This is a genomic window from Stenotrophomonas sp. 10L48, assembly GCF_056395105.1.
Genome location: NZ_JBFTIX010000001.1, coordinates 21483 through 42957, shown reverse-complemented (window position 1 = coordinate 42957; position 21475 = coordinate 21483). Strand labels below are relative to the sequence as shown.

Sequence of the window (21475 nt, the reverse complement as noted above, 5' to 3'; positions counted from 1 at the left end):
ACGATAGCGGAATCCGGTCGGCCGTGGCCAGTTCGGTGTGTGACGGTGTGTATCGTCAATGGAAGTCGCGGCTGTGGCTGCGCAGTCCCTGCAGCAGTTCGTCCAGGCAGTGCATGCGCTGCACGATCACATGCTGCACGCCATCCACGCGTTCCAGCCGGCCGTCGATCTGCATCAGCTGCGTATCTACCAGGACGTGGTGCTGGCGGTCGGCCAGATGTCGCCAGACCACGGCGTTGACCATGCCGGTTTCATCTTCCAGGGTAAGGAAGGTGACGCCGCTGGCGGTCTGCGGGCGCTGGCGCATGCGTACCAGGCCGGCGATGCGTACGCGCCGGCCATGACCATGGTTGGCCAGCTGCGCGGCATCCAGGCAGCCACGGGTTCGCAGCTGCGCACGCAGGAACGACATCGGATGGCGGCCGAGGGTGGTGCCGGTGCTGCGGTAATCGGCCTGCATGTCTTCCCAGGCGCTGGGCAGGGGCAGGGCCACGCGCGCTTCGGCGGTGGCGCGGGCCTGGTCGAACAACGGCAGGCGGTTCTCCACGCCGGAGATATCCCAGCGTGCGCGGTGGCGATGGCCGCTGAGACCGCGCAGGGCGCCAGCATCGGCGAGCAGGCCCTGCTGGCGGCGATCCAGTGCGGTGCGCTGGCAGAGATCGCCGACATCGTCGAAGGGGCGCCGTGCGCGTTCACGCATGATGATCTGCGCGGCCGGTTCGCTGCAGCCATCGACCAGGCGCAGGCCGAGCCGGATTGCCGCCGCGCCCTTGCTGAAGTCCAGTGTGCAATCCCAGTCGCTGTGGCGCACGTCCACCGGCAGTACCGTGATGCCATGCCGGCGTGCATCCTGCAGCAGCTGGTCGGGGCTGTAGAAGCCCAGTGGCTGGCTGTTGATCAGGCTGGCGGTGAATGCAGCCGGGTGGTGGCACTTCAGCCAGCAGCTGGCATAGGTGAGCAGGGCGAAGCTGGCCGCGTGGCTTTCCGGAAAACCGTAGTCGCCGAAGCCCTTGATCTGCTCGAACAGGTGCTCGCCATATTCCAGACTGAAGCCGTTTTTCAACATGCCCGTCAGCAGCTTTTCGCGGTGCGGTTCCAGGCCGCCACGACGCTTCCAGGCGGCCATCGAACGGCGCAGTGCATCGGCTTCGCCGGGTTCATAACCGGCAGCTTCCACCGCCAGCTGCATCACCTGCTCCTGGAACAAGGGCACGCCCAGAGTGCGCGCGAACACGCGTTCCAGTCGCGCTGGATACAGCGGGTTCTCCGGATCATTCAACGCATCCGGGCCTTGTTCGCGCAGGATCCGCCGACGTTCCAGGTAGGGATGCACCATGTCGCCCTGGATCGGCCCGGGGCGCACGATCGCTACTTCGATCACCAGGTCATAGAAATTACGCGGCTGCATGCGTGGCAGCATCGCCATCTGCGCGCGCGACTCGATCTGGAACACGCCGATGGTGTCGGCGGCGCAGATCATGTCGTAGGTCGGCTTGTCATCGTCCTCGATTGCATCCATGCGTCCTTCGTGCAGGCCGTGCTGCTGCAGCATCGCCAGGCATTTGCGGATGGCGGTGAGCATGCCCAGTGCCAGGCAGTCGACCTTCATCAGGCCGGTGGCGTCCAGGTCGTCCTTGTCCCACTGGATGACGGTGCGGTCGGCCATCGCCGCGTTCTCCACCGGCACCAGCGTCGACAGCGGATGCTCGGAAATCACGAAGCCGCCCGGATGCTGCGACAGATGGCGCGGAAAATCGATCAGCTCGGCGGTCAATGCCAGCAGCCGGCGCATCAACGGTGTTTCCGGATCGAAACCGCGCTCGCGCAGGGTTTCCGGCAACGGAATGTTGCCGCCCCAATGGTCCATCGCCGCGCCCAGCTCGTTGACCTGGTCCATCGGCAGGCCCAGCGCACGGGCGACATCGCGGATCGCGCTGCGGCCACGGTAGCTGATCGCCACCGCCGTCAACGCGGCACGCTCGCGGCCATAGCGGTTGAACACGTACTGCAGCACTTCCTCGCGGCGCTCGTGTTCGAAGTCGATGTCGATGTCCGGTGGTTCATCACGCTCGGCGGAGATGAAGCGCTCGAACAGCAGGTTGCTGCGCGCTGGGTCGATCTCGGTCACACCCAGCACGAAGCACACCGCTGAATTGGCGGCCGAGCCACGGCCCTGGCAGAGGATGTCCTGGCTGCGGGCGAAGCGCACGATGTCCTGCACGGTGAGGAAATAGGAGGCGTACTGCTTCTGCTTGATCAGTGCCAGTTCGTGCTCGATCTGCTTGCGCTGGGCTGGCTCGATGCCCTTTTTCCAACGCCAAGGAATGCCGCGCTCGACCAGCACGCGCAGCCAGCTGTCCGGGTCGTGGCCTTCGGGCACCAGTTCGCGCGGGTAGGTGTATTTCAGCTGGTCCAGGGAGAAGTGGCAGCGTTCGGCGATGCGCAGGGTTTCTGCCAGCAGTTCGGGCGGATACAGCTGGGCCAGTGCAGTGCGCGGGCGCAGATGACGCTCGCCGTTGGCAAACAGGCGCCAACCAGCCTCGGCCACGCTGCAGCGATGGCGGATCGCGGTCAGCGTGTCCTGCAAGGCACGACGCCGACGCACGTGCATGTGCACGTCGCCACTGGCGACCAGCGGCAACCGGTGGCGCTCGCCGAAGGCCTGCAGCTGCTGCAGCCGGCGCGTGTCGTCGTGTTCGTGGTGCAGCTCCACGGCCAGCCACAGGCGCTGCGGAAAACAACGGCGCAGCAGTTCCAGTTCGGTGGCCGCCGGTTGCCGGTCCAGCCACAGGCACAGCAGGCCCTCGGGCAGTCCCTGCAGATCCTCGCGCAGGCAGCGGTATCCGCCCTTGGCTGCCCGCCGGCGACAGGTGGTGATCAGCTGGCACAGCCCGGCGTAAGCGGCTTGGTTGGTGCACAGCAGGGCCAGCTTGGGCCCGTCTTCAACCTGGAATTCGGCACCGACGATCAGCGCCACGCCGTGCGTCTTCGCCGCCTGCCATGCGCGCACGATGCCAGCCAACGAGCATTCGTCGGTGATGGCCAACGCGCGGTAACCCTGGCCGGCGGCGCGTGCGAACAGTTCCTCGGCGGTGGATGCGCCACGCTGGAAGCTGAAGGCCGACAGGCAGTGCAGTTCGGCGTATCCGGGCAGATCGGTGTGCATGGGGCTCAACCGAACCAGCCGTGCAGCATCCACGGCGCATGCGGATCATTGCGCGTGCGGAAGGCCCAGCCACGCTGGCCCTGCGCGGTTTCCACCACGTAATAGTCGCGGCGTGCATCGGCCTGGTCCCACCAGCCCGATTCAATCCGTTCCGGCCCGGCGACGATGCGCAGGCGCGGATCGCGCAGCGGCTGTGGCGTCTCCAGCAGCCAGCCGGGGCGCAGCGGCCACCAAGCGGGTGGCTTGGCCGGTGGCTGGGTGCCACTGGCGCGTTCGGGGCGGTGGTCGGCCTGCACGGCCAGTGGCTGCACGGCGTCATCGCCGAGGCGGGCACGCAGGCGCTCGCGCAGCTGGGTCCATGGCATCGCCTGCGCCGGGCGGGTATCGAACAGGTCACGTGCGGCCGGCACGAACGGCGGCAGCTGCTCGGCCTGCAGGCGCAGCGCACGGCTGCCGGCGGGCAGGGCGAAGGCTTCCATGCGGTTGCGTGCGATCTCGAACAGCAGCGCCGCATCGCGTTCGGGGGCCAGCAGGCCGATGGTCAGCACGCTGGCCGGCAGCAGGTCGTGCTCGAAATGCAGATCGAAACGCTGCACGCCACCATCGCGCGAACACAGGAATGCGGCCAGATCCAGCAGCAGGCGCCGCAGCGGGAACAGCAGGGCCTGGCTGGATTCGATCTCGTATTCGAATTCGATGCGCGCATCGAACCGGTCCGGCGGCTGGTAATAGCGCAGCGGCGCGTTGCCCAAACCGCGCACGGCATCCAGCTGCTGCAGTACCTCGGGGGCGAAGCGGCGGGCCAGGCTTTCGCGCGGCAGGTCGAAGGCCGCCCCCAGCGTGCGCAGGCCGGAGCGTGCCAGCACGGTCACTGCATCAACGGGCAGGCCACTACGCGCCAGTGGCAGCTGTGCCAGTGCGGCGGGCAGCTGCTGCGCATCGATGCCAAGGCCATCGTGCACATTGGCCAGCACGCGCGCGGCATGCGGGTTGGGGGCAGCGACCAGGCGATGGCGGAAGCCCAGGTCGTGCAGGCCGTTGCGCAGGCGTTGTTCGATCGTCAGCCAATCGCCGAACAGGGCACGGCTGGCACCGATCTCCAGCACCAGCGCATGCGGAAAATCGAGGCTGACCAGCGAGCTGGTGGCATACAGCCAGCTGGCCAGCAACTGCCGGGTGTGCTGTTCGGCGCTGGGATCGTAGTCATGCAGCTGCAGGTCCTGCACCAGCACCTGCGCGGCCGACAGCAGCATGCCCGGGCGCAGCCCCGCTGCCCGCGCGGCAGGGCTGACCGCACGCAGCACACGACGCTGCGCCGGCCCCTGCAGCAGTACCAGTGGCCGCTGTGGATCGGGCTGCAGGCGCAGCACGCTGTCCAGCGCCAGCTGCGGCAACAACAGGCAGGCCCAGTGCATGGCGCGGCCTCAGTGGGCGATGGCCAGCGGCAACGGCTGCGCCGGTGGCAGCCCGCCGCGGCACTTCAGCACCCGCACCTGGCCATGGTCGAGCTGCAGGCGCAGGCTGGCCGGGGAGGGGTTGCGGGCGGCGCGGGCCTCGCGGAACACGAAACCCAGGCACTGGCCGCTGTCGGCGGCAACCTGCAGGCGGCGCAGGGCACGATCGTCGGCCTGCTGCGGCCAGCACAGCACGGCGGCGCAGGCGGCAGAGCGCAGGCACTGCTCGGCCGCCCACAGCGCCTGCTTCGGTGCGGCGTGGATGATCTGCAGCTGGGCCAGGTCGAGCCCGGCGGCGGCCCATGCCGGGGCGTGCGGGCGATAGGGTGGGGCGACCAGCACGATCGGTCGTGGTTGCTGGCTCAGCTTTGCCAGCGCCGGCCAGATCAGGGCCAGTTCACCGACCCCGGGTGCTGCCTGCAGTACTTCGCACAGCCCGCTGGCTGGCCAGCCACCGCCGGGCAGGCGCGCGTCCAGCGCCGGGTGGCCACTGGCCAGATGGTCGCTGGCCTGCCCCTGGCGTGCCGGCCCGCGCCAGACCTGGCGGCCGTCCAGCAGGCGGTCGAGGGCGACGACGGCGCCCATCAGCCGGTCCTCCGGGGGAGGCGCCGGGCTGGCGGGAAGCGGCAGAAGTGGGCGGAAACGGCAGGCATGGAGCGAGTATCGACAGGCCGATATCAGGGGCTGAGACCGGACATGCTACTCGGCTTGTGAGTAATATTACTAATGAAATCGGAGGGCGGGGTTTCAGCTTGCTGAAGGAGGTAAAGCATCCACGCAGGGCGTGGATCTACTGGGGAACGGGGGCCTGGATGCGGGAAAAGCGGTGCCGGCCAAGGTCGGCACCGCCCACCCTGGCCCGGCTATCGGGTCACGGGCGGACCGGCAGGGCCACCGGGCGCAGCGGCGCGGCGTCGCCGCCGCGGATCTTCAGCGGGCCACCGATGAAGGCGAACTCATAGACCTTGTCGCGCGCCAGTTCATCCAGCGCCACCAGCTCGATGATCGGCGCGCCCTGCTGCGCCAGCAGGTAGGTGTGCAGCGGCACGTAGTCGTCGGACACTTCGGAAGGGAAGGTCTCGAAGCTGAGGTTGTCGGCGCCGACGATCATCGCGCCGCTGTCCTCCACCAGGAAACGCGCCGCATCCATGCCCATGCCCGGCGGGTTGGCCATGTAGGCCTTGGGCTGTTCGAACAGGCGCATGCGACCGGTGCGGATCAGTACGATGTCGCCCTGCTGCAGCTGCACGTGCTGGCGCGCCAGCGCATCCTTCAGGTCCTGGCGGGTGACGCGGTAGCTGTCCGGCAGCATGTCCATGCCCTTGGCGCCGGCCACGTCGATCAGTACGCCACGGGCGATCAGCGGCGGGAATTTCTCGATGCCGGTGACGTTCCAGCCGCGGTCGCCGAGGTGCTTGTCGGCCTCGAAGCCATTCCAGATCTTTCCATGGATGCCGAAGTGGTTCAGCGCATCGATGTGGGTGCCGGTGTGGCTGTACATCGAGAACGCGGTGCCGGTGTAGCTGCGGGTGAGGTTCATCGTCTCGCCTACGCCCATCGGGTCGTCCATCACCGTGCCGCGCGGGGTGTGGGTCATCCAGAACTGGTAGTGCGGGTCGCCGGCATCCTGCCAGCTGGGCATGCCGACGTAGTACTCGGTGGCCAGATCGTAGGCTTTGCCGCCGCTGACCCGCGACAGGATCGCTGCGCGTGAGGCCTCGGTGATCAGGTTGAGGCGGCCGATCTCGTCCTTCGGCCCCCAGGGGCTGGTGCCGACCTGCTGGCCGGAGGGAACGCGTTCGTGCGCGGACACGGCGGTGGAAGCCGCGGCGCCGGCCAACAGCAGGGCCAGGGCGGTGCCCAGGGTACGTGGGGTCATGGGAATCTCCTTGAAGGTGGGGAACGGTGCGGCTCAGGCCGCGACCAGCGGCGCCAGGGCCTGGCGCAGTTGCGGCAGCGGCAGGGTCTGCAGGCGCAGGCCGTTGCCGGTGATGACGGTGGGGATGGAGCGGATGCCGAGTGCGGCAGCTTCAGCGCGGTCGGCCTGCACGCGCTGGCGCACCTCATCGCTGCGCATCCGGTCGGCGAAGACGCCACGCCGATGCCCCAGCTGTTCGGCGATGTCCAGCAGCACCTCGACGTCACCGATGTTTCGGTGCTGGTGCAGGTGCGCCCACTGCACGGCATCGAACATCGCGCCGTGTGCGGCGTTGCCGCCGAGCATGCCGGCGGCCTGGCAGGCCAGTGCACCCAGCCAACCGGAAGGGTATTCGAAGTCCTGTGCCCGCATGCCGTCGATATCGATGCGCGCGCTGTCGTCATGCGCGGCGCAGTCGGCCCAGTGGCGCAGGATGATGGCCTTGGCGCGCGGCATCGAGCCGAATACCTCGATCATCTGTTCGCGCGAGTCCTGCAGCACGAAGCTGCGGTGGTGGACCTGGATGCCGAGTTCGACCGAGACCTGCTGCAGGCGCGGGGCCAGCACGAAGCACCAGCCGCAGACCACGTCATGAAAGAAATCGACCACCGGTGCAGTGGTGGTCAGCGAAGGAGAGGCGATCATCGGCCTGCCGTCCGTGAGAGGGGAGGCGGCAGAGTAGGCAGTGGCGCCGGGCCGAAACAGCACGCGGCGGGCAGCTCAGTTTTCGCTGGCGGTTACGAATCCAGCCCGGCGCAGGCGGGCAGTTCGGCGTGCAGGAAATCGATGAAGGCGCGTACCTTCGGTTGCAGGTGGCGCGCGGTGGGGTAGACCGCGTAGACGAACCGCGGCGGATAGCGATGGTTGGGCAGCACCTGCTGCAGTTCGCCGCTGGCCAGTGCCGGTGCGGCCAGGAACGAGGGCAGCGCACCGATACCGAGGCCGGCGACCAGCAGGTCACGCAGCAGCAGACTGTTGTTGGCGGTGACCCGTGTCGGCAGGGTCACCGTGACCTGGCCATCGGGGCCGAGCAGCGGCCAGCTGCCGGGTGAATCGGACAGGCTGTAGCCAAGCACGCTGTGCGCCTGCAGTTCTTCCACCACCTGCGGTGCCGGATGGTGCTGCAGATAGGACGGTGCCGCGCACAGCACCTGCTGCAGCGAAGCCAGGCGGCGTGCGACCAGCCGCGAATCTTCCAGTTCGGCGCGGATGCGCAGGGATACATCGAACCCTTCGCCAACCGCATCAAGCAGACGGTCTTCCATCACCAGGTCCAGTGCAAGCTGCGGATGCTGCTGCAGGAAGCGTGGCAGCAATGGCGACAGCGTGCTCAGCGCGAATGACTGCGGTGCATTGACCCGCAGGCGCCCGCTCACTTCACCGCGCTGTTCGGCGATGCCGCGCTCCAGCGCGTCCAGTTCATCGAGCAGGCGGCAGCATTCGCGGTAATAGGCATGGCCGGTTTCGGTCAGGCTCATGCGGCGGGTGGTCCGCTGCAGCAGCACTACGCCCAGATGCGTTTCCAGCGTGCGCAGCTGCTTGCTCAGCCCGGCTGGCGACAGGCCCAGGTCTTCGGCAGCACGGGCGAGGCTGCCGCGTTCGACGATGCGGCGGAAGGCGCGCATCAAGGTGAAGGAATCCATGCCGGTCCAGGCCGCGATGAGGTCGACATTGTAGATCCACGCCAGACGTGGATCGCCCACCAAGGTGGGCATTCAACGTGAGCGGACGCGGGGTTGCGCTGTTTGTTCAAGCCTGCAGCCCGCATGCCGCGCCAGCATGCAGGCCCCTCACTGTTCAGAGCCAGCCATGAAGCACTGGATGCTCCGCCTGTATGCCCCGTTGTTCCTGCTGGGTTTTGTTGCCGCCGCCATCGCCTGGGTCGGCCACTCCCACGGTGACCCGCTGTGGCTGCTTGCCTTGCTGGCTGTCGCCATCGCGGTGTCGTTCGCTGCCGAGCGGCTGTGGCCTTACGATCCGGCGTTCAACCACGACCAGGGTGACCGCCTGCGCGACGTCCTGCATGCGCTGGTCAATGAAAGCCTGAACCTGCTGTCGATCGCCACGGTGCCGATGCTGGCGGCAATCGTGCCCTGGCACGTCTGGCCGACGCAGTGGCCATTCGCGCTGCAGGTGCTGGTGGCGATCATCGCGGCTGACCTTGGCATCACCCTGGTGCACTACGCCAGCCATCGCATCGGCTGGTTGTGGCGGTTGCATGCGGTGCATCACAGCGTGATCCGCATGTATGGCTTCAATGGTTTGATGAAACACCCACTGCACCAGGCCGCCGAAGCGGTGGGCGGCGTACTGCCGCTGCTGCTGTTGGGCATGCCGATGCCGGTGGCCGCAGTGCTGGCGTTCGCCATCGCGATCCAGCTGCTGCTGCAGCATTCCAACGTGGACATGCGCCCGGGTGTGTTGGGCCGGGTGATGGCATGGGCACCGCTGCACCGCTTCCACCACATCCGCTATGGCACTGCAGGTGATGTCAATTTCGGTTTGTTCTTCACCGTGTGGGACCACCTGCTGGGGACCGCGTTTGATGCACCGGGCTATCGGTTGCGGCAGCGTGATCTGGGCATCGGCAGCCAGCCGGACTATCCGCTGGCGTATTCCGCACAACTGCTGGCCCCCTTCCGCGCGCTGCCCCATGGCGAGGTGCCGGAGCTTCCGGAAGGACTGCGCAGGCGCGGTTGATCGATGCGTCAGGCCGCGTGCAGCTGCAGGCCCTGCAGTTGCGCGGCACCGATGCCGAACATGCGGCGCAGGCTGCGCGAGAGGTGGGGCAGATCGGCGAAACCGGCAGCATGCGCGCTGTCGGTCAGGCTGTGCCCGCGCAGATGATGCGCCAGCGCACTGCGCAGCCGTTGCCACAGCACCCAACCGCGCAGGGTCACTGCCAGCTCGGACTGGAAGCGCCGATGCAGCTGGCTGGTCGACAGATGCGCGGCCTCGGCGATATCGGCGGCTGGCACCGGGCCGGGCAGGTGCTGGGTGATGCGGGCCAGCGCCGCCTGCACGCGGCGGTCCAGGGGCTGTGGGCGGCTCAGTCGCGGCAGCCACTCGTGCAGCTGCGCGGCATTGCCGGGCAACGACTGCAGATGCTGCTGGATCTGTTCGAGGTCGGCATGTGCCGGTTCGAGGAACACCGTGCAGCCGTCAGCGGGCGCCGACAGGATCGCGTGCGATTGGAAGGAGCGCAGCCACAGCCGTTGGCCCTGCTGCTGCACGCCATCGATCTCGACCTGCCAAGGGACGCCGTCGCTCAGCAGCAGCTGATGGGCGTAGTGCGCATGCGCGGCGCTGTCACCGGCGTGGCCCTGCAGCACGGCCACGTGTGCATCCAACAGCAGGGTGCCATTCCAGGGTAGAGCGGGGGAGGACATGGAGGAATTGTAGATCCACGCCATGCGTGGATGACGTATGCCGCAAAGGTTCATGGGAAAAACATCCACGCATGGCGTGGATCTACTGCGCGCCGGAAATCTGTCGAAGGCGGGGTGGGTCCGGTTGCGGGGGCGTGAGCGCCATGGATGGCGCGACCGAGCCTCCATGGATGGATTCACGGCGCCCCCCGCAACCGGACCCACCCCGCCTACCCATAGGAGCCCAGCTTTTGCTTCTGCTGTTGCATTGGCCGTTGCCTCTGCGGGTGCCGGGCGCAGCCCGGCCGCCACCTCACCGCCCCTGCGGGTCCGGCCGGTGGTGCACGTACTCGACCACGGTGCCATCGGGATGCACCGCATTGAACGCCGCACCGGTCGGTACCACCTGCAGCGGAAAGATGATCTCGGCGCCGGCGGCCACCAACTTGTCGTGATAAGGCCGAACGTCGTCGACCAGCAACGTGCCCGTGGTCGACGTGAACGGCGCCAGCGCCTCGTCGCAGCCTTCGATCAGCAGGAACGCACCGACCATCGCCAGCCGCAGGCCCGCATCGGGAAACGGAAAGCCGGCATCGGCGACCACACCCTGCAGCTGCTCGTAGAAGGCCACGCTGCGTTCCAGTTCGCCGGGGGCGACGAACACCCGGATCAGCACGCGCGGGCTGCGCTGGCTGGAGGTGTCACAGCGGTCGCGCCAGAGATGGTCGAAGTCGCGATGTACGGTCATGGGCTCGATTCGTCGCCGGGGAGAACCATTATCGGCAGCGCCGTGCAGCCCGTTGATGACCGCCGGTGATGGGCTGATAACCAGTCCGCACATCGCGCCTGTGACTTAGGTCCTGTTGACAGCGATGAACGCCCTCGCACACTCTTCACATGATGGGTCGCCCTGCGCGGCCCGGACAGGCAGGTTGTCACGCACGGGAGGAGGGTCCCGCGCGCAGACCGGCCCGTCCTCTGGCCTGCAAGGCGTTGCCCGGCAACGCATGCGCGGCATGACGCTGCACCCTTCGGCGGCACTTTCCCTGGACCGATTGCCTTGGCAACGGAATTACGCCCGCCGATGAAAACGTTTACAAAGCCGCTCGCCCTGTCCCTGGCCCTGTCTGCCGCACTGGCCACCCCGGCCTGGGCCGACTCCGCCGCCTTCACCGTGCTGACGCTGGAACAGGCGCCGACCGCGGACGCGATGCCGGCCCTGGCTGCCCAGTTGAAGACCCTGCAGGTGGATGCGGTCAGCGTTCGCCAGGTACAGCGCGGCATCGGCCAGGTCGATCCGCTGCAGCTGCTGGCCGATGGCCTGGGCTACCAGTACCGCTTCATCGCCGCCGGCAAGGATGACGGCCAGACCCAGCACGGCCAGGCCGTGTTGACCCGGCTGCCGATCGCCGCCGAATCCGGCCCCGACCAGCCGGGCCTGAACTACCTGCGCCTGGATGACGGCCGCCATGCAGTGGCGGTGTACACCGACGCTGGCGCCGGTGCTTCGCAGTTGCCGGCACTGGTGTCGCGTTCGCGACTGGGCGCGCCGGCGGTGCTGCTCGGCGCGGTGGCCGGTGAATCGGCCAAAGCGGCCGGCTTCGATCCGGCACGCGTGGCCCTGGAGGCCGATGCCAGCTATTTCAGCGATGGCTTCCAGGCCGCCAGCAGTGCGCCGTTCAAGGTTGAAGGCAGCGCGCTGCGTGCAACCCTGCTGACCCTGGCCTATGCGGCTGACAAGGGCGGCGAGCAGCCGTGGATGGATACCACGCTCACCGCCGATGCGCGCGCTGCGCTGCTGCTGAAGGCGATGACCGAGGACGAGAAGTTCCAGATGCTGCACAGCTACTTCGGGCTGGGCAAGGACGGTGGCAAGCTGCCGGAAGGTGCGGTGGGTTCGGCCGGTTTCGTGCCGGGCGTAGCGCGCTTGGGCATTCCGTCGCAGCAGTCGGCCGACGCCGGCGTGGGCGTGACCAATCCCGGTGGCATCCGCCCGGGTGATTTCGCCACCGCCATGCCGTCGGGCCCGTCCACGGCGTCCACCTGGAACCGCGGTGTTGCCTTTGCCGGTGGCGCGACGATGGGCCGCGAAGCCTGGCAGCAGCGCTTCAACATCCTGCTGTCCGGCAGCGTCAACCTGCAGCGTGACCCGCGTAACGGCCGCAACTTCGAATACGCTGGTGAAGACCCGCTGCTGGCCGGTTCGATGGTCGGCGCAGTGATCCAGGGCGTGCAGAGCCAGCACGTGATCTCGTCGATGAAGCACTTCGCGCTGAACGACATGGAGACCCGCCGCAACTTCCATGACGTGCGCATTGGCGAGCAGGCCATGCACGAGTCGGATCTGCTGGCGTTCGAGATCGCGCTGGAAGCTGGCCGCCCGGGCGTGGCGATGTGCTCGTACAACAAGATCAACGGTACCTACGGCTGCGAAAACGGCTACCTGATGAACCAGGTGCTGAAGCAGGAGTGGAAATTCCCCGGTTTCGTGATGTCCGACTGGGGCGGCGTGCACAGCGGTTCGAAGGCGGCGCTGGCCGGCCTGGACCAGCAGTCCGCCGGTGAAGTGTTCGATGCGGCGGTGTTCTTCGATGAGCCGCTGCGCCTGGCCGTGCACGGCGGCGTGGTACCGCAGGCGCGCCTGAACGACATGGTCGCGCGCATCCTGCGCACGATGTTCCTGCACGGCAACTTCGACAACCCGCCGCAGCACCAGAAGGTCGACGCTGAAGCCGGTTTCGCCGTGGCCCAGCGCACGGTGGAAGAAGGCAGCGTGCTGCTGCGCAATGAAGGCAGCCTGCTGCCGCTGGCCGACAGCGCCAAGCGCATCGTCATCATCGGTGGCCATGCCGACAAGGGCGTGATCGGTGGCGGTGGTTCGTCGATGGTGGGCGTCACGGCCAAGGGCACCAACGCGGTGCCGGGCGTGCTGCCGACCACCTGGCCGGGCCCGGTGATATTCCATCCGTCCTCGCCGTTGGAATCGCTGCGTGCCGCGCGTCCGGACGCCACCATCACCTATGTGGACGGCACCAATGCCGCCGCTGCGGCCAAGGCTGCTGCACAGGCGGATGTGGCCATCGTGTTCGCCACCCAGTGGGCGGCCGAATCGGTGGACCTGCCGGACATGCAGCTGCCGGACAACCAGGATGGGTTGATTTCGGCGGTGGCCAAGGCCAACCCGAAGACCGTGCTGGTGCTGGAAACCAACGGCCCGGTGCGTACGCCGTGGCTGGCGCAGGTGCCGGCGGTGCTGCAGGCCTGGTACCCGGGTATCCGTGGCGGTGAAGGCATTGCCGCACTGCTGACCGGCCAGGCCAATCCGTCCGGCCGCCTGCCGGTGACCTGGGTGGTGGACGAATCGCAGCTGCCGCGCCCGCACATCGATGGCCTTGGCTTCAAGCCGGCCAAGCCGTTCGGCGATGTGTTCGATTTCGATATCGAAGGCGCCAACGTCGGCTACAAGTGGATGGCGGCCAAGGGCCTGACCCCGACCTTCGCCTTCGGCCACGGCCTGTCCTACACCTCGTTCGCCTATGAAAACCTGAAGGTGAGCGTGGAGGGTTCGCGCCTGGTTGCCAGCGTCGACATCCGCAACACCGGCATGCGCGCCGGTGCCGACGTCGCCCAGCTGTACCTGAAGCTGCCGGCCGGCAGCGCCACGCCGATCCGCCTGATCGGCTACGACAAGGTCGAGCTGCAACCGGGCGAACAGCGCCGCATCCGCATCGAAGCCGAGCCGAAGACCCTGGCGCATTACGATGCGCAGGCACGCCAGTGGAAGATCGCCGGCGGCACCTACCAGGTGCAGTTGTCGCGCAACGCCGCCGAGCCGCTGCAGACGGTGGACGTGCAGCTGGTGGAGCAGGTGCTGCGCTGATCCGCTGCGGTACTGATGGTTGAAGACACGGCCCCGCAAGGGGCCGTGTCTGTTTACGGGGTGCCGCTGCGCTCGCCGGGCATGGCCCGGCGCTACCCGATTACGGGCATCCCGGTAGCGCCGGGCCATGCCCGGCGGGCGAAGGATTCAGCTGGCGTCGTCACCAAACCACCCGCGCAGGAAATCGATCAGCTGCCGCACCTTCGGCGAGGGCTGGCTGCTGTGCGGGTACACCGCGTACACGCTCTGCTGCGGGAAACGATGCTGGCGCAGCACCGGCCGCAGGCGGTCGTGGGCGAGATCGTCCTCGATCAGCCAGCGTGGCAGCACGGTCACTCCTGCACCGGCCACGGCGAACGCGCGCAGGCTGCTGGCCCCATCCACGCGTATCACCGCGTTGCCCGGATTGGTGGCGAACAATGCATCGCTGCCATCCGGCGCGACCACTGGCACATCGGCCAGGCGCGGATAGCCGAGGCGGGGCAGGGTGCCCAGCAGCACCGGATCATCCACCGCCTCGGCGGACCCCAGGCGCGCCAGCAATGCCGGAGCGGCGACCGCGCACAGCGGGTGACGTTCCAGCTCGGTGGCATGCAGTTGCGAATCGGGCAGGCGGCCGAGGCGGATCGCCAGGTCGAAGCGCTCGGGAATCAGGTCGGCCGGGGCTGGCGAGGTCGATAGATGCAGCGCCAGCGCTGGATGCTGCGCGCGGAAGGCTTCCAGTGCTGGAATCAGCCGCAGCTGCGCGTACTCCGGGGTGGTGGTCAGGCGCAGTACGCCCTGCAGTTGATGCTGGTCGCGGCGCGCGGCATCGATGGCGGCCTGCGCGGCATCCAGTGCCTGCACGCAGTGCTGCAGGAACTGTTCGCCGGCCTCGGTCAGCGCCAGGTGGCGGGTACTGCGCAGCAGCAGGGTTACCCCCAGCTCCTGCTCCAGCCGCTTCAGGTTGAAGCTGACCACGGCCCGGCTCAGGCCCAGGCGCTCGGCGGCGGCGGTCAGGCTGCCGGCCTCGACCACGGCACGGAAGATATCGAAGCGATCGAGGCTGACCATGGTGGCTGATTGTCAAAACAGGTTTGACAGTGTTGCAGCTGCCGTCGTGTTTTTCCAACAACGCTGGTCCGCGATGCTGTCGCCTTCGCTGCCGGAGCCTGCTGATGCCTTCCCCACGCCTGCGCCATGAGGCGATCTTCCTGCTGGTGTTCGCGCTGGACTTGGTCAACATGTTCATCGCCACCGTGGCCTACCCGGCGCTGGCGGCCGAGCTGCATGCGGACATCGGCACCCTGGCCTGGGTAGGCACGGCCTACATGCTGGGCCTGAGCGTGGTGATTCCGCTGGCCCCGTGGCTGGCCGCGCGCTGCGGCGAGCGTCGCCTGCTGCTGGCTGCCTTGGTGCTGTTCGCGGTGGCTGCGGGCCTGGCCGGCGCCGCGCCGTCCATCGGCTGGCTGCTGGGCTGGCGGCTGCTGCAGGGGTTGGCTGGCGGGCTGCTGATTCCGGTGGCGCAGGCGGCGGCGTACCGGCAGTGCACGCCTGAGCAACGCGGTGCGCTGACCCGGCGCATCCTGCTGGTGGCGTTGCTGGTGCCGGCACTTGCACCGGCTCTTGGCGGCCTGCTGGTGCAGTGGCTGTCCTGGCGCGGCGTGCTGTGGGCCAGCCTGCCGCTGGCGGTGCTGGCGATCGCCCTGGTGCTGGCGTGGATGCCGGCCGATGGCCTGCGCAGTGCGCCACGCCTGCAGGGCTATGCACTGGCCACCGCCATGTCTGCGCTGGGCGCGTTGCTGCTGGCATTGACCTGGCTGGGTGAGCCCGACCATCGCTTCGCCGGCGCAGGGTTGCTGCTGCTGGCAGCAGTGCTGGCCGCCGCCCACCTGCGTAATGCACGCCGGCAGCCGCAGCCGCTGCTGCGCTGGTCGCTGCTGTCCCATCGAGGCCTGCGCATGGCGATGCTGGTCTATCTGGCGGTGCCGGGTGTGTTCATCGGCAGCCAGCTGGCCAGTACCCTGCAGTTGAACCACGCCGGTTACAGCGCCGCGCAGATCGGCGCCTTGATGTTGCCGTGGGCGCTGGCCTCGGCACTGGCAATCACCGGCAGCCGACGCTTGCTGGCGCGCTTCGGGCCGGGCTCGGTGCTGCGGCTGGGCATGGTCCTGCAGGCCAGCGGTCTGCTGCTGATGGCGCTGCAATCGCAGCCCCCCTTCACGCTGGCCGCAACGCTGTTCGCCCTGATGGGCGCTGGCGGCAGCCTGTGCAGCAGCACCGCGCAGACGTTGGCGTTCCAGAGTGTGGACGCCGAGGCGCTGGGCGATGCCAGTGCGCTGTGGAACCTCAACCGCCAGCTCAGCTTCTGCCTGGGTACCGCCGCCATTGCTCTGCTGCTGGCCTTGGCCATGCAGTGGTGGCCGGCGCATGCCACCGGCGTGGCGTTGGGCCTGGCGGCCGTACTCACCCTGTTGCCGCTGGCGCTGCTGCGCCGGTCGCAGCTGCATTCCCTTTCCGCTCCGGAGACTGCTTGATGGACATGACCGCCGAACACGAAATCCACCTGCTGCACGACAAGCTGCAGGCCTGGTTCCGCGCAGAGGTCGCGGCCGATGCACTGGCTGATCTGATGGAACATTTCTGCGCGGACTTCAGCATGGTCGGCATCTCCGGTCGCAGGTTGGACCGCGCTGCCGTGCAGGCGCTGTTCGTGGGCGGACACGGCGCCCGGCCGGGACTGGGGATCGCCATCGAGGCCGTGCAGGCGGTGGAAGCGCCGTCGCCGCTGGCGGTGCTGCGTTATCGCGAAGGGCATGCCGTGGGTGGGGAAGAAACCGCGTGGCGGGAATCGCTGGCAGTGCTGCGGCAGGAAGGAGGGCGCTGGCGCTGGCTGGCCCTGCATGAAGTACCGGTGGCGTGATGGATCCGCCGGGCATGTCCCGGCGCTACCGTGGTTGGCCGTGAACGGGTAGCACCGGGCCATGCCCGGTGAGCGCAGCGGCAGCAGACCGCACATGTGCCATCAGTCCTGCCTGTAAACGCCGCAGAATGCAAAGCAGGCACACGCTTTGCCGGGGGCTACGGGAGTAGGCTGGGGCCTTTCCTGCCGGGAGGTGATGTCCATGCGTGTGCGTGCCGTTGCTGTTGCCGTAGCCCTGAGCCTGTCCAGCGCCGTGCTGGCCGCCGACACGCCGCCGATGACCCCGGACATCAGCGGAAAACCCTTCGTCGCCCCCGATGTGGGTCGCGACTACGACAAGCGCGTGGTGATGGTGCCGATGCGTGATGGCACCAAGCTGTACACGGTGATCGTGGTGCCCAAGGGTGCCCACAATGCACCGATCCTGCTGACCCGCACACCGTACGACGCCGCCGGCCGCGCCAGCCGCAGCGATTCGCCGCGCATGCGCGATCTGCTGCCGCAGGGCGATGAAGTGTTCGTCGATGGCGGCTACATCCGCGTGTTCCAGGACATCCGTGGCAAGTACGGCTCCGAAGGCGATTACGTGATGACGCGGCCGCTGCGTGGGCCACTGAACGGTACCAAGGTCGATCATTCCACCGACGCGTGGGACACCATCGATTGGCTGGTCAAGCATGTGCCGGAGACCAACGGCAAGGTCGGCATGCTCGGCTCGTCGTACGAAGGCTTCACCGTGGTGATGGCGCTGACCGATCCGCACCCTGCACTGAAGGTGGCCGCGCCGCAGAGCCCGATGGTCGATGGCTGGATGGGTGACGACTGGCTCAACTACGGCGCTTTCCGCCAGGTCAATTTCAACTACTTCGCGATGCAGACCGAGAAGCGTGGCAAGGGCACGCCGCTGCCGTCGCTGGGCTACGACGATTACAGCACTTTCCTGCGCATCGGCTCGGCCGGTGACTACGCGCGCTTTACCGGCGTGGACCAGCTGACCTGGTGGAAAAAGCTGGTACAGCACCCCGCATACGATGCGTTCTGGCAGGGCCAGGCGCTGGATGCGGTGATGGCGAAGACGCCGCTGAAGGTGCCGACCATGTGGCTGCAGGGCCTGTGGGACCAGGAAGACATGTGGGGTGCCAACCACGCCTACCAGGCGATGGAAGGGCGCGATACCGGCAACACCCACAACTACCTGGTGATGGGGCCGTGGCGGCACAGCCAGGTGAACTATGACGGCAGCCAGCTTGGGGCGCTGAAATTCGATGGCGATACCGCGCTGCAGTTCCGCCGCGACGTGCTCAAGCCGTTCTTCGACCAGTATCTGGTGGATGGCGCGCCGAAGGCCGATACGCCACCAGTGCTGGTGTACAACACCGGTGAAAACCACTGGGACCGCCTGCAGGGCTGGCCGCGCAGCTGCGAGAAGGCGTGCGCGGCAAACAGCAAGCCGCTGTACCTGCGTGCCGGTGGCAAGCTGGCGTTCCAGGCGCCGGCGGCGGGCGAGGGCGACTTCGAGGAATACGTGTCTGATCCGTCCAAGCCGGTGCCGTTCGTACCGCGTCCGGTGCGCTTTGGCGACCGCGACATGTGGACGACCTGGCTGGTCAAGGATCAGCGCTTCGTCGATGGCCGCCCCGACGTGCTGACCTTCATCACCGAGCCGTTGACCGCACCGCTGCGTATCGGAGGTACGCCGGTGGTGAACCTGCAGGCTTCCACCAGTGGCACCGACAGCGACTGGGTGGTGAAGCTGATCGACGTGTATCCCGACCAGGAAGCATCGACACCGGAGATGGGCGGCTATGAGCTGCCGGTGTCGCTGGCGATCTTCCGTGGCCGCTACCGCGAGAGCTTCAGCGACCCCAAGGCATTGGCGGCCAACCAGGTGCTGCCGTACCGTTTCGACCTGCCCAATGCCAACCACACCTTCCAGAAGGGCCACCGGGTGATGGTGCAGGTGCAGTCCAGCCTGTTCCCGCTGTACGACCGCAACCCACAGACCTACGTGCCGAACATCTACCTGGCCAAGCCGGGTGACTACCAGAAGGCGACGCAGCGGGTATGGCACAGCGCCGCGCAGGCCAGTTACATCGAACTGCCGGTGTACTGAGACGGAGGGGATGACGCCGGGCACAGCCCGGCGCTACCCCGGTCGCGCGATGTCGGTAGCGCCGGTTGTGGTAGTGCCGGCCGCTGGCCGGCAACCCGGTGGCGCGAAAGCGTGAACAGATCGCTTGCAGGACCGACGGGGTAGTGCCGGCCGCTGGCCGGCAACGCGGTRGTGCGAARGCGTGTCGACCAAGGTCGACACCTACCGGAACAGATCGCYTGCAGGACYGAYGGGGTAKTGCCGGCCGCTGGCCGGCAACSCGGTGGCGCGAAAGCGTGTCGACCAAGGTCGACACCTGCCCGGGCAGATGCGCTTCAACCAACCTTCGAAGGGCCGGTGCGCCAGCGGCTGGGCACCAGCCCGAAGCGCTTGCGGAATGCGGCAGCGAAGTTGCTGGGATGCCGATAGCCGGTTTCCGCAGCCGCCTGTTCCACGCTCCAGCCGGATTCGCGAAGGCCCTGCTCGGCATGTCGCATGCGTTGTTCGTGCAGGTAGTCGAACACCGAGCAGCCATACGCCTGGACGAAGTGCCGGCGCAGTGCGCTGGGGCTCATGCAGGCCAGTTGGGCAAGTTCCAGCAGGCTGTGCGCATGGCCAGGGTCGTCGTGCAGGAACGTCCGTACGCGTTCCAGCCGTGCCCGCTGGCCACTGCGCAGCGCACGCGCACCTTCGGCGTGCAGATCATCGGCCTGCAGGCCGGTGGACAGCAGCTGCAGGGCAATGCCCTCGCGCCACAGCGCGTCCAGGCCATCCTGCCAGGGGCTGTCGAACAGCTGCGCGAGAGGCGGCAGCATCGCGTGCGGAATCGCCCAGTGCCTGCATTCCATGTGTGAACCCAATGCCCGCTGCAATTGCGGTTGCCGCAGCAGGTCCGGGTCCAGATCGGCTGGCACCATCAGGCTGATGCCACGCAGGCGCATATTGCCGGGATGGACGCCGACCATTGCCACATGGTCGCGGTGGCTGGTGGTCACGGCGGTGCCTGCGCGCAGGCTGAAGTCACTGCGGTTGGGAACCTGCACGTCGACCTGGCCCTGCAGCATCACGCGGATGACCAGGCCGGGCCGTTCGTGCGCTGTGGCGGTGTAGGCGATGCGGTTGTGCACATCCGATGCGAGCAGGCTCATGCCGCCGCGCAGGGTCTGTTCGTGCAGGTCGCCGTGACCGGCCCACTGTTCTTCGCGCAGGTGGCTTGGATCGGCACGGTAGTCATAGCCGTGTCGCTGGCCAAAACGGCGGTAATCGGCAAACGTGAAATATCGGGACATCGCTCGGCGCTCAACCATGGATGATGGGTGCCGGCGACGATGTGCCCGCACGTTCCATCGTGCACCTGCAGCGCGGATCGGTCCTGCGCTTTCAGAGTTGGAAATAGATTCCTGTCATTTTCTCCAATGCCAGCCCGAATGCGATATCCAACGGGTCAATCGATTGGCATTTACGGCCAAGTTGAAGATCGCGCAGCAATGCGCGTGCGTACTGTAACTGCTCGGGACGGGTGATCGATTCGTCTTCGTAGTGGTCAAAGAGCAGGCCGAACCGCGTATTGAGGGTAGTGAGGAAGCCGCTGTCGAACAGCAGATCGACCGTGGCATCGCTGAGCATCACTTCGTACAGATCGCCAGGCAGGCAGGAATCGGTATCCAGCCGCCGTTCGGCATCGGCAGAAAGTGGAACGCAGGCTGTACGCATGGGAGCTCAGGTGGCGGGCATGCGCGCAAGTATCACGCATGCAGCGCTTTCGTCACGACGAAGGGCGTAGTGTCGGCGAGGTCGGACGGTTCTGTCCGCATCGATTTCCCAACAGATGGAGACCACAGATGATTGATTACCGACTCAACGGAAAAACCGCGATCGTCACCGGCGGTGTATCCGGTATCGGCCTGGCGGTAGCGGAAACGCTCGCTGAATCGGGCGCGCGCATTTCGGTGTGGGACCTGAAGCAGGATGCGGTGGATGCCACGGTGGCCACGCTGCGCAACCAGGGGGCCGAGGCCATCGGTGTCGCGTTGGATGTCACCGACGAGGCGGCGGTGGAAGCGGCGGTGCAGCGCACGGTGAAGGAACTGGGCGGCGTGCATGTCGCAGTGAATAACGCTGGCATCGGCGGGCCAGCGGCAAGCAGCGGCGACTACCCCATTGATGGCTGGAAGCGCGTGGTCGATGTGAACCTGACCAGCGTGTTCCTGTGCCAGCGGGCGCAGATCCAGGCGATGCGCACGGCGGGCAGCGGCGGCAGCATCATCAACATGGCCTCCATCCTGGGCCAGGTCGGGTATGCCGGTTCGACCGCCTACGCGGCCGCCAAGCACGGTGTGGTCGGCCTGACCCAGACGGCTGCATGGGAGCACGCTGCCGATGGCATCCGCATCAATGCGGTGGGCCCGGGCTTCATCAACACGCCGTTGCTGGAAAAGATGGACGCCAAAGTGCGTGCCACCCTGGAGGGCCGGCATGCACTCAAGCGCTTGGGAACGCCGCAGGAAGTGGCCGCGCTGGTCGCCTGGCTGGCCAGCGACGATGCCTCGTTCGCGACGGGTGCCTACTACGCCATCGACGGTGGTTATCTGGCGCAGTAGTGCCGGCCGCTGGCCGGCAACTCCCGTTGCATGAAACAAGGCGGCATCGCCCGGTGAAGAGGGCGTGCCATCGCCTTCACCCCCGTCCCACGGCC

Annotated in this window: 17 protein-coding genes; 6 read left to right on the top strand and 11 right to left on the bottom strand. The window is 67.4% G+C overall.

Going from position 1 to position 21475, the window contains the following annotated elements; all coding sequences use genetic code 11:
* Nucleotides 1-55: 55 nt before the first annotated feature.
* From AC1DCU_RS00180 to AC1DCU_RS00155, 6 genes are all read right to left on the bottom strand, one after another.
* Nucleotides 56-3166, bottom strand: coding sequence for an error-prone DNA polymerase (locus AC1DCU_RS00180; protein ID WP_442252211.1), 3111 nt, complete (start codon nt 3164-3166; stop codon nt 56-58).
* Nucleotides 3167-3171: 5 nt separating this feature from the next.
* On the bottom strand, nt 3172-4581 hold the full coding sequence (locus AC1DCU_RS00175; RefSeq protein ID WP_033831382.1) for a Y-family DNA polymerase: 1410 nt from the start codon (nt 4579-4581) through the stop codon (nt 3172-3174).
* A gap of 9 nt (nt 4582-4590) precedes the next feature.
* On the bottom strand, nt 4591-5205 hold the full coding sequence (imuA, locus tag AC1DCU_RS00170) for a translesion DNA synthesis-associated protein ImuA (protein ID WP_442252210.1): 615 nt from the start codon (nt 5203-5205) through the stop codon (nt 4591-4593).
* Between the two features lie 286 nt (nt 5206-5491).
* The gene (locus tag AC1DCU_RS00165) at nt 5492-6499 is read right to left on the bottom strand and encodes a cyclase family protein (protein ID WP_442252209.1); all 1008 of its coding nucleotides are present in this window, start codon (nt 6497-6499) and stop codon (nt 5492-5494) included.
* A gap of 33 nt (nt 6500-6532) precedes the next feature.
* Entirely contained in the window at nt 6533-7183 is a 651-nt protein-coding gene (locus tag AC1DCU_RS00160; protein WP_442252208.1) for a DsbA family oxidoreductase, read from the bottom strand.
* Between the two features lie 92 nt (nt 7184-7275).
* Nucleotides 7276-8181 (bottom strand): LysR family transcriptional regulator, encoded by a 906-nt coding sequence (locus tag AC1DCU_RS00155; RefSeq protein ID WP_442252207.1) that lies wholly within the window; start codon nt 8179-8181, stop codon nt 7276-7278.
* A 178-nt stretch (nt 8182-8359) separates the two neighbouring features.
* Between AC1DCU_RS00155 and AC1DCU_RS00150 the strand changes: the two genes are divergently transcribed.
* Nucleotides 8360-9238 carry a sterol desaturase family protein gene (locus tag AC1DCU_RS00150; RefSeq protein WP_442252206.1) on the top strand — a complete coding sequence of 293 codons (879 nt, stop codon included), beginning with the start codon at nt 8360-8362 and terminating at the stop codon, nt 9236-9238.
* Nucleotides 9239-9246: 8 nt separating this feature from the next.
* Here AC1DCU_RS00150 and AC1DCU_RS00145 read toward each other — a convergent pair whose 3' ends face one another.
* Both AC1DCU_RS00145 and AC1DCU_RS00140 read right to left on the bottom strand, forming a co-directional pair.
* Nucleotides 9247-9951, bottom strand: a complete 705-nt coding sequence (locus AC1DCU_RS00145; protein WP_032975256.1) for a helix-turn-helix domain-containing protein — start codon at nt 9949-9951, stop codon at nt 9247-9249.
* A 268-nt stretch (nt 9952-10219) separates the two neighbouring features.
* Nucleotides 10220-10654 carry a VOC family protein gene (locus AC1DCU_RS00140; protein WP_025878496.1) on the bottom strand — a complete coding sequence of 145 codons (435 nt, stop codon included), beginning with the start codon at nt 10652-10654 and terminating at the stop codon, nt 10220-10222.
* A gap of 336 nt (nt 10655-10990) precedes the next feature.
* Between AC1DCU_RS00140 and AC1DCU_RS00135 the strand changes: the two genes are divergently transcribed.
* A complete protein-coding gene (locus AC1DCU_RS00135; RefSeq protein WP_442251977.1) occupies nt 10991-13786 on the top strand; it encodes a beta-glucosidase family protein in 2796 nt (931 codons plus the stop codon).
* 147 nt (nt 13787-13933) lie between these two features.
* Here AC1DCU_RS00135 and AC1DCU_RS00130 read toward each other — a convergent pair whose 3' ends face one another.
* Complete coding sequence (locus AC1DCU_RS00130; RefSeq protein ID WP_032975257.1) at nt 13934-14839, bottom strand: LysR family transcriptional regulator; 906 nt, start codon at nt 14837-14839, stop codon at nt 13934-13936.
* Between the two features lie 104 nt (nt 14840-14943).
* On the opposite strand from AC1DCU_RS00130, the gene AC1DCU_RS00125 reads away from it, so the two are divergent.
* The 3 genes from AC1DCU_RS00125 (at nt 14944) to AC1DCU_RS00115 (ending at nt 18801) form a co-directional block, all read left to right on the top strand.
* Nucleotides 14944-16302, top strand: coding sequence for an MFS transporter (locus AC1DCU_RS00125; RefSeq protein WP_442251976.1), 1359 nt, complete (start codon nt 14944-14946; stop codon nt 16300-16302).
* The gene (locus AC1DCU_RS00120; RefSeq protein WP_442251975.1) at nt 16302-16688 is read left to right on the top strand and encodes a DUF4440 domain-containing protein; all 387 of its coding nucleotides are present in this window, start codon (nt 16302-16304) and stop codon (nt 16686-16688) included. The genes AC1DCU_RS00125 and AC1DCU_RS00120 overlap by 1 nt, the downstream gene beginning before the upstream one ends.
* A gap of 202 nt (nt 16689-16890) precedes the next feature.
* Nucleotides 16891-18801 (top strand): CocE/NonD family hydrolase, encoded by a 1911-nt coding sequence (locus tag AC1DCU_RS00115; RefSeq protein ID WP_025878501.1) that lies wholly within the window; start codon nt 16891-16893, stop codon nt 18799-18801.
* A gap of 314 nt (nt 18802-19115) precedes the next feature.
* On the opposite strand, the gene AC1DCU_RS00110 is transcribed toward AC1DCU_RS00115, so the two are convergent.
* Together AC1DCU_RS00110 and AC1DCU_RS00105 are read right to left on the bottom strand one after the other, a co-directional pair.
* The gene (locus tag AC1DCU_RS00110) at nt 19116-20069 is read right to left on the bottom strand and encodes a helix-turn-helix transcriptional regulator (RefSeq protein ID WP_025878502.1); all 954 of its coding nucleotides are present in this window, start codon (nt 20067-20069) and stop codon (nt 19116-19118) included.
* A gap of 91 nt (nt 20070-20160) precedes the next feature.
* Nucleotides 20161-20493, bottom strand: coding sequence for a hypothetical protein (locus tag AC1DCU_RS00105; protein ID WP_025878503.1), 333 nt, complete (start codon nt 20491-20493; stop codon nt 20161-20163).
* 128 nt (nt 20494-20621) lie between these two features.
* Here AC1DCU_RS00105 and AC1DCU_RS00100 point away from each other — a divergent pair, with 128 nt between their 5' ends.
* Nucleotides 20622-21380 carry an SDR family NAD(P)-dependent oxidoreductase gene (locus tag AC1DCU_RS00100; protein ID WP_099842786.1) on the top strand — a complete coding sequence of 253 codons (759 nt, stop codon included), beginning with the start codon at nt 20622-20624 and terminating at the stop codon, nt 21378-21380.
* Nucleotides 21381-21475: the final 95 nt, after the last annotated feature.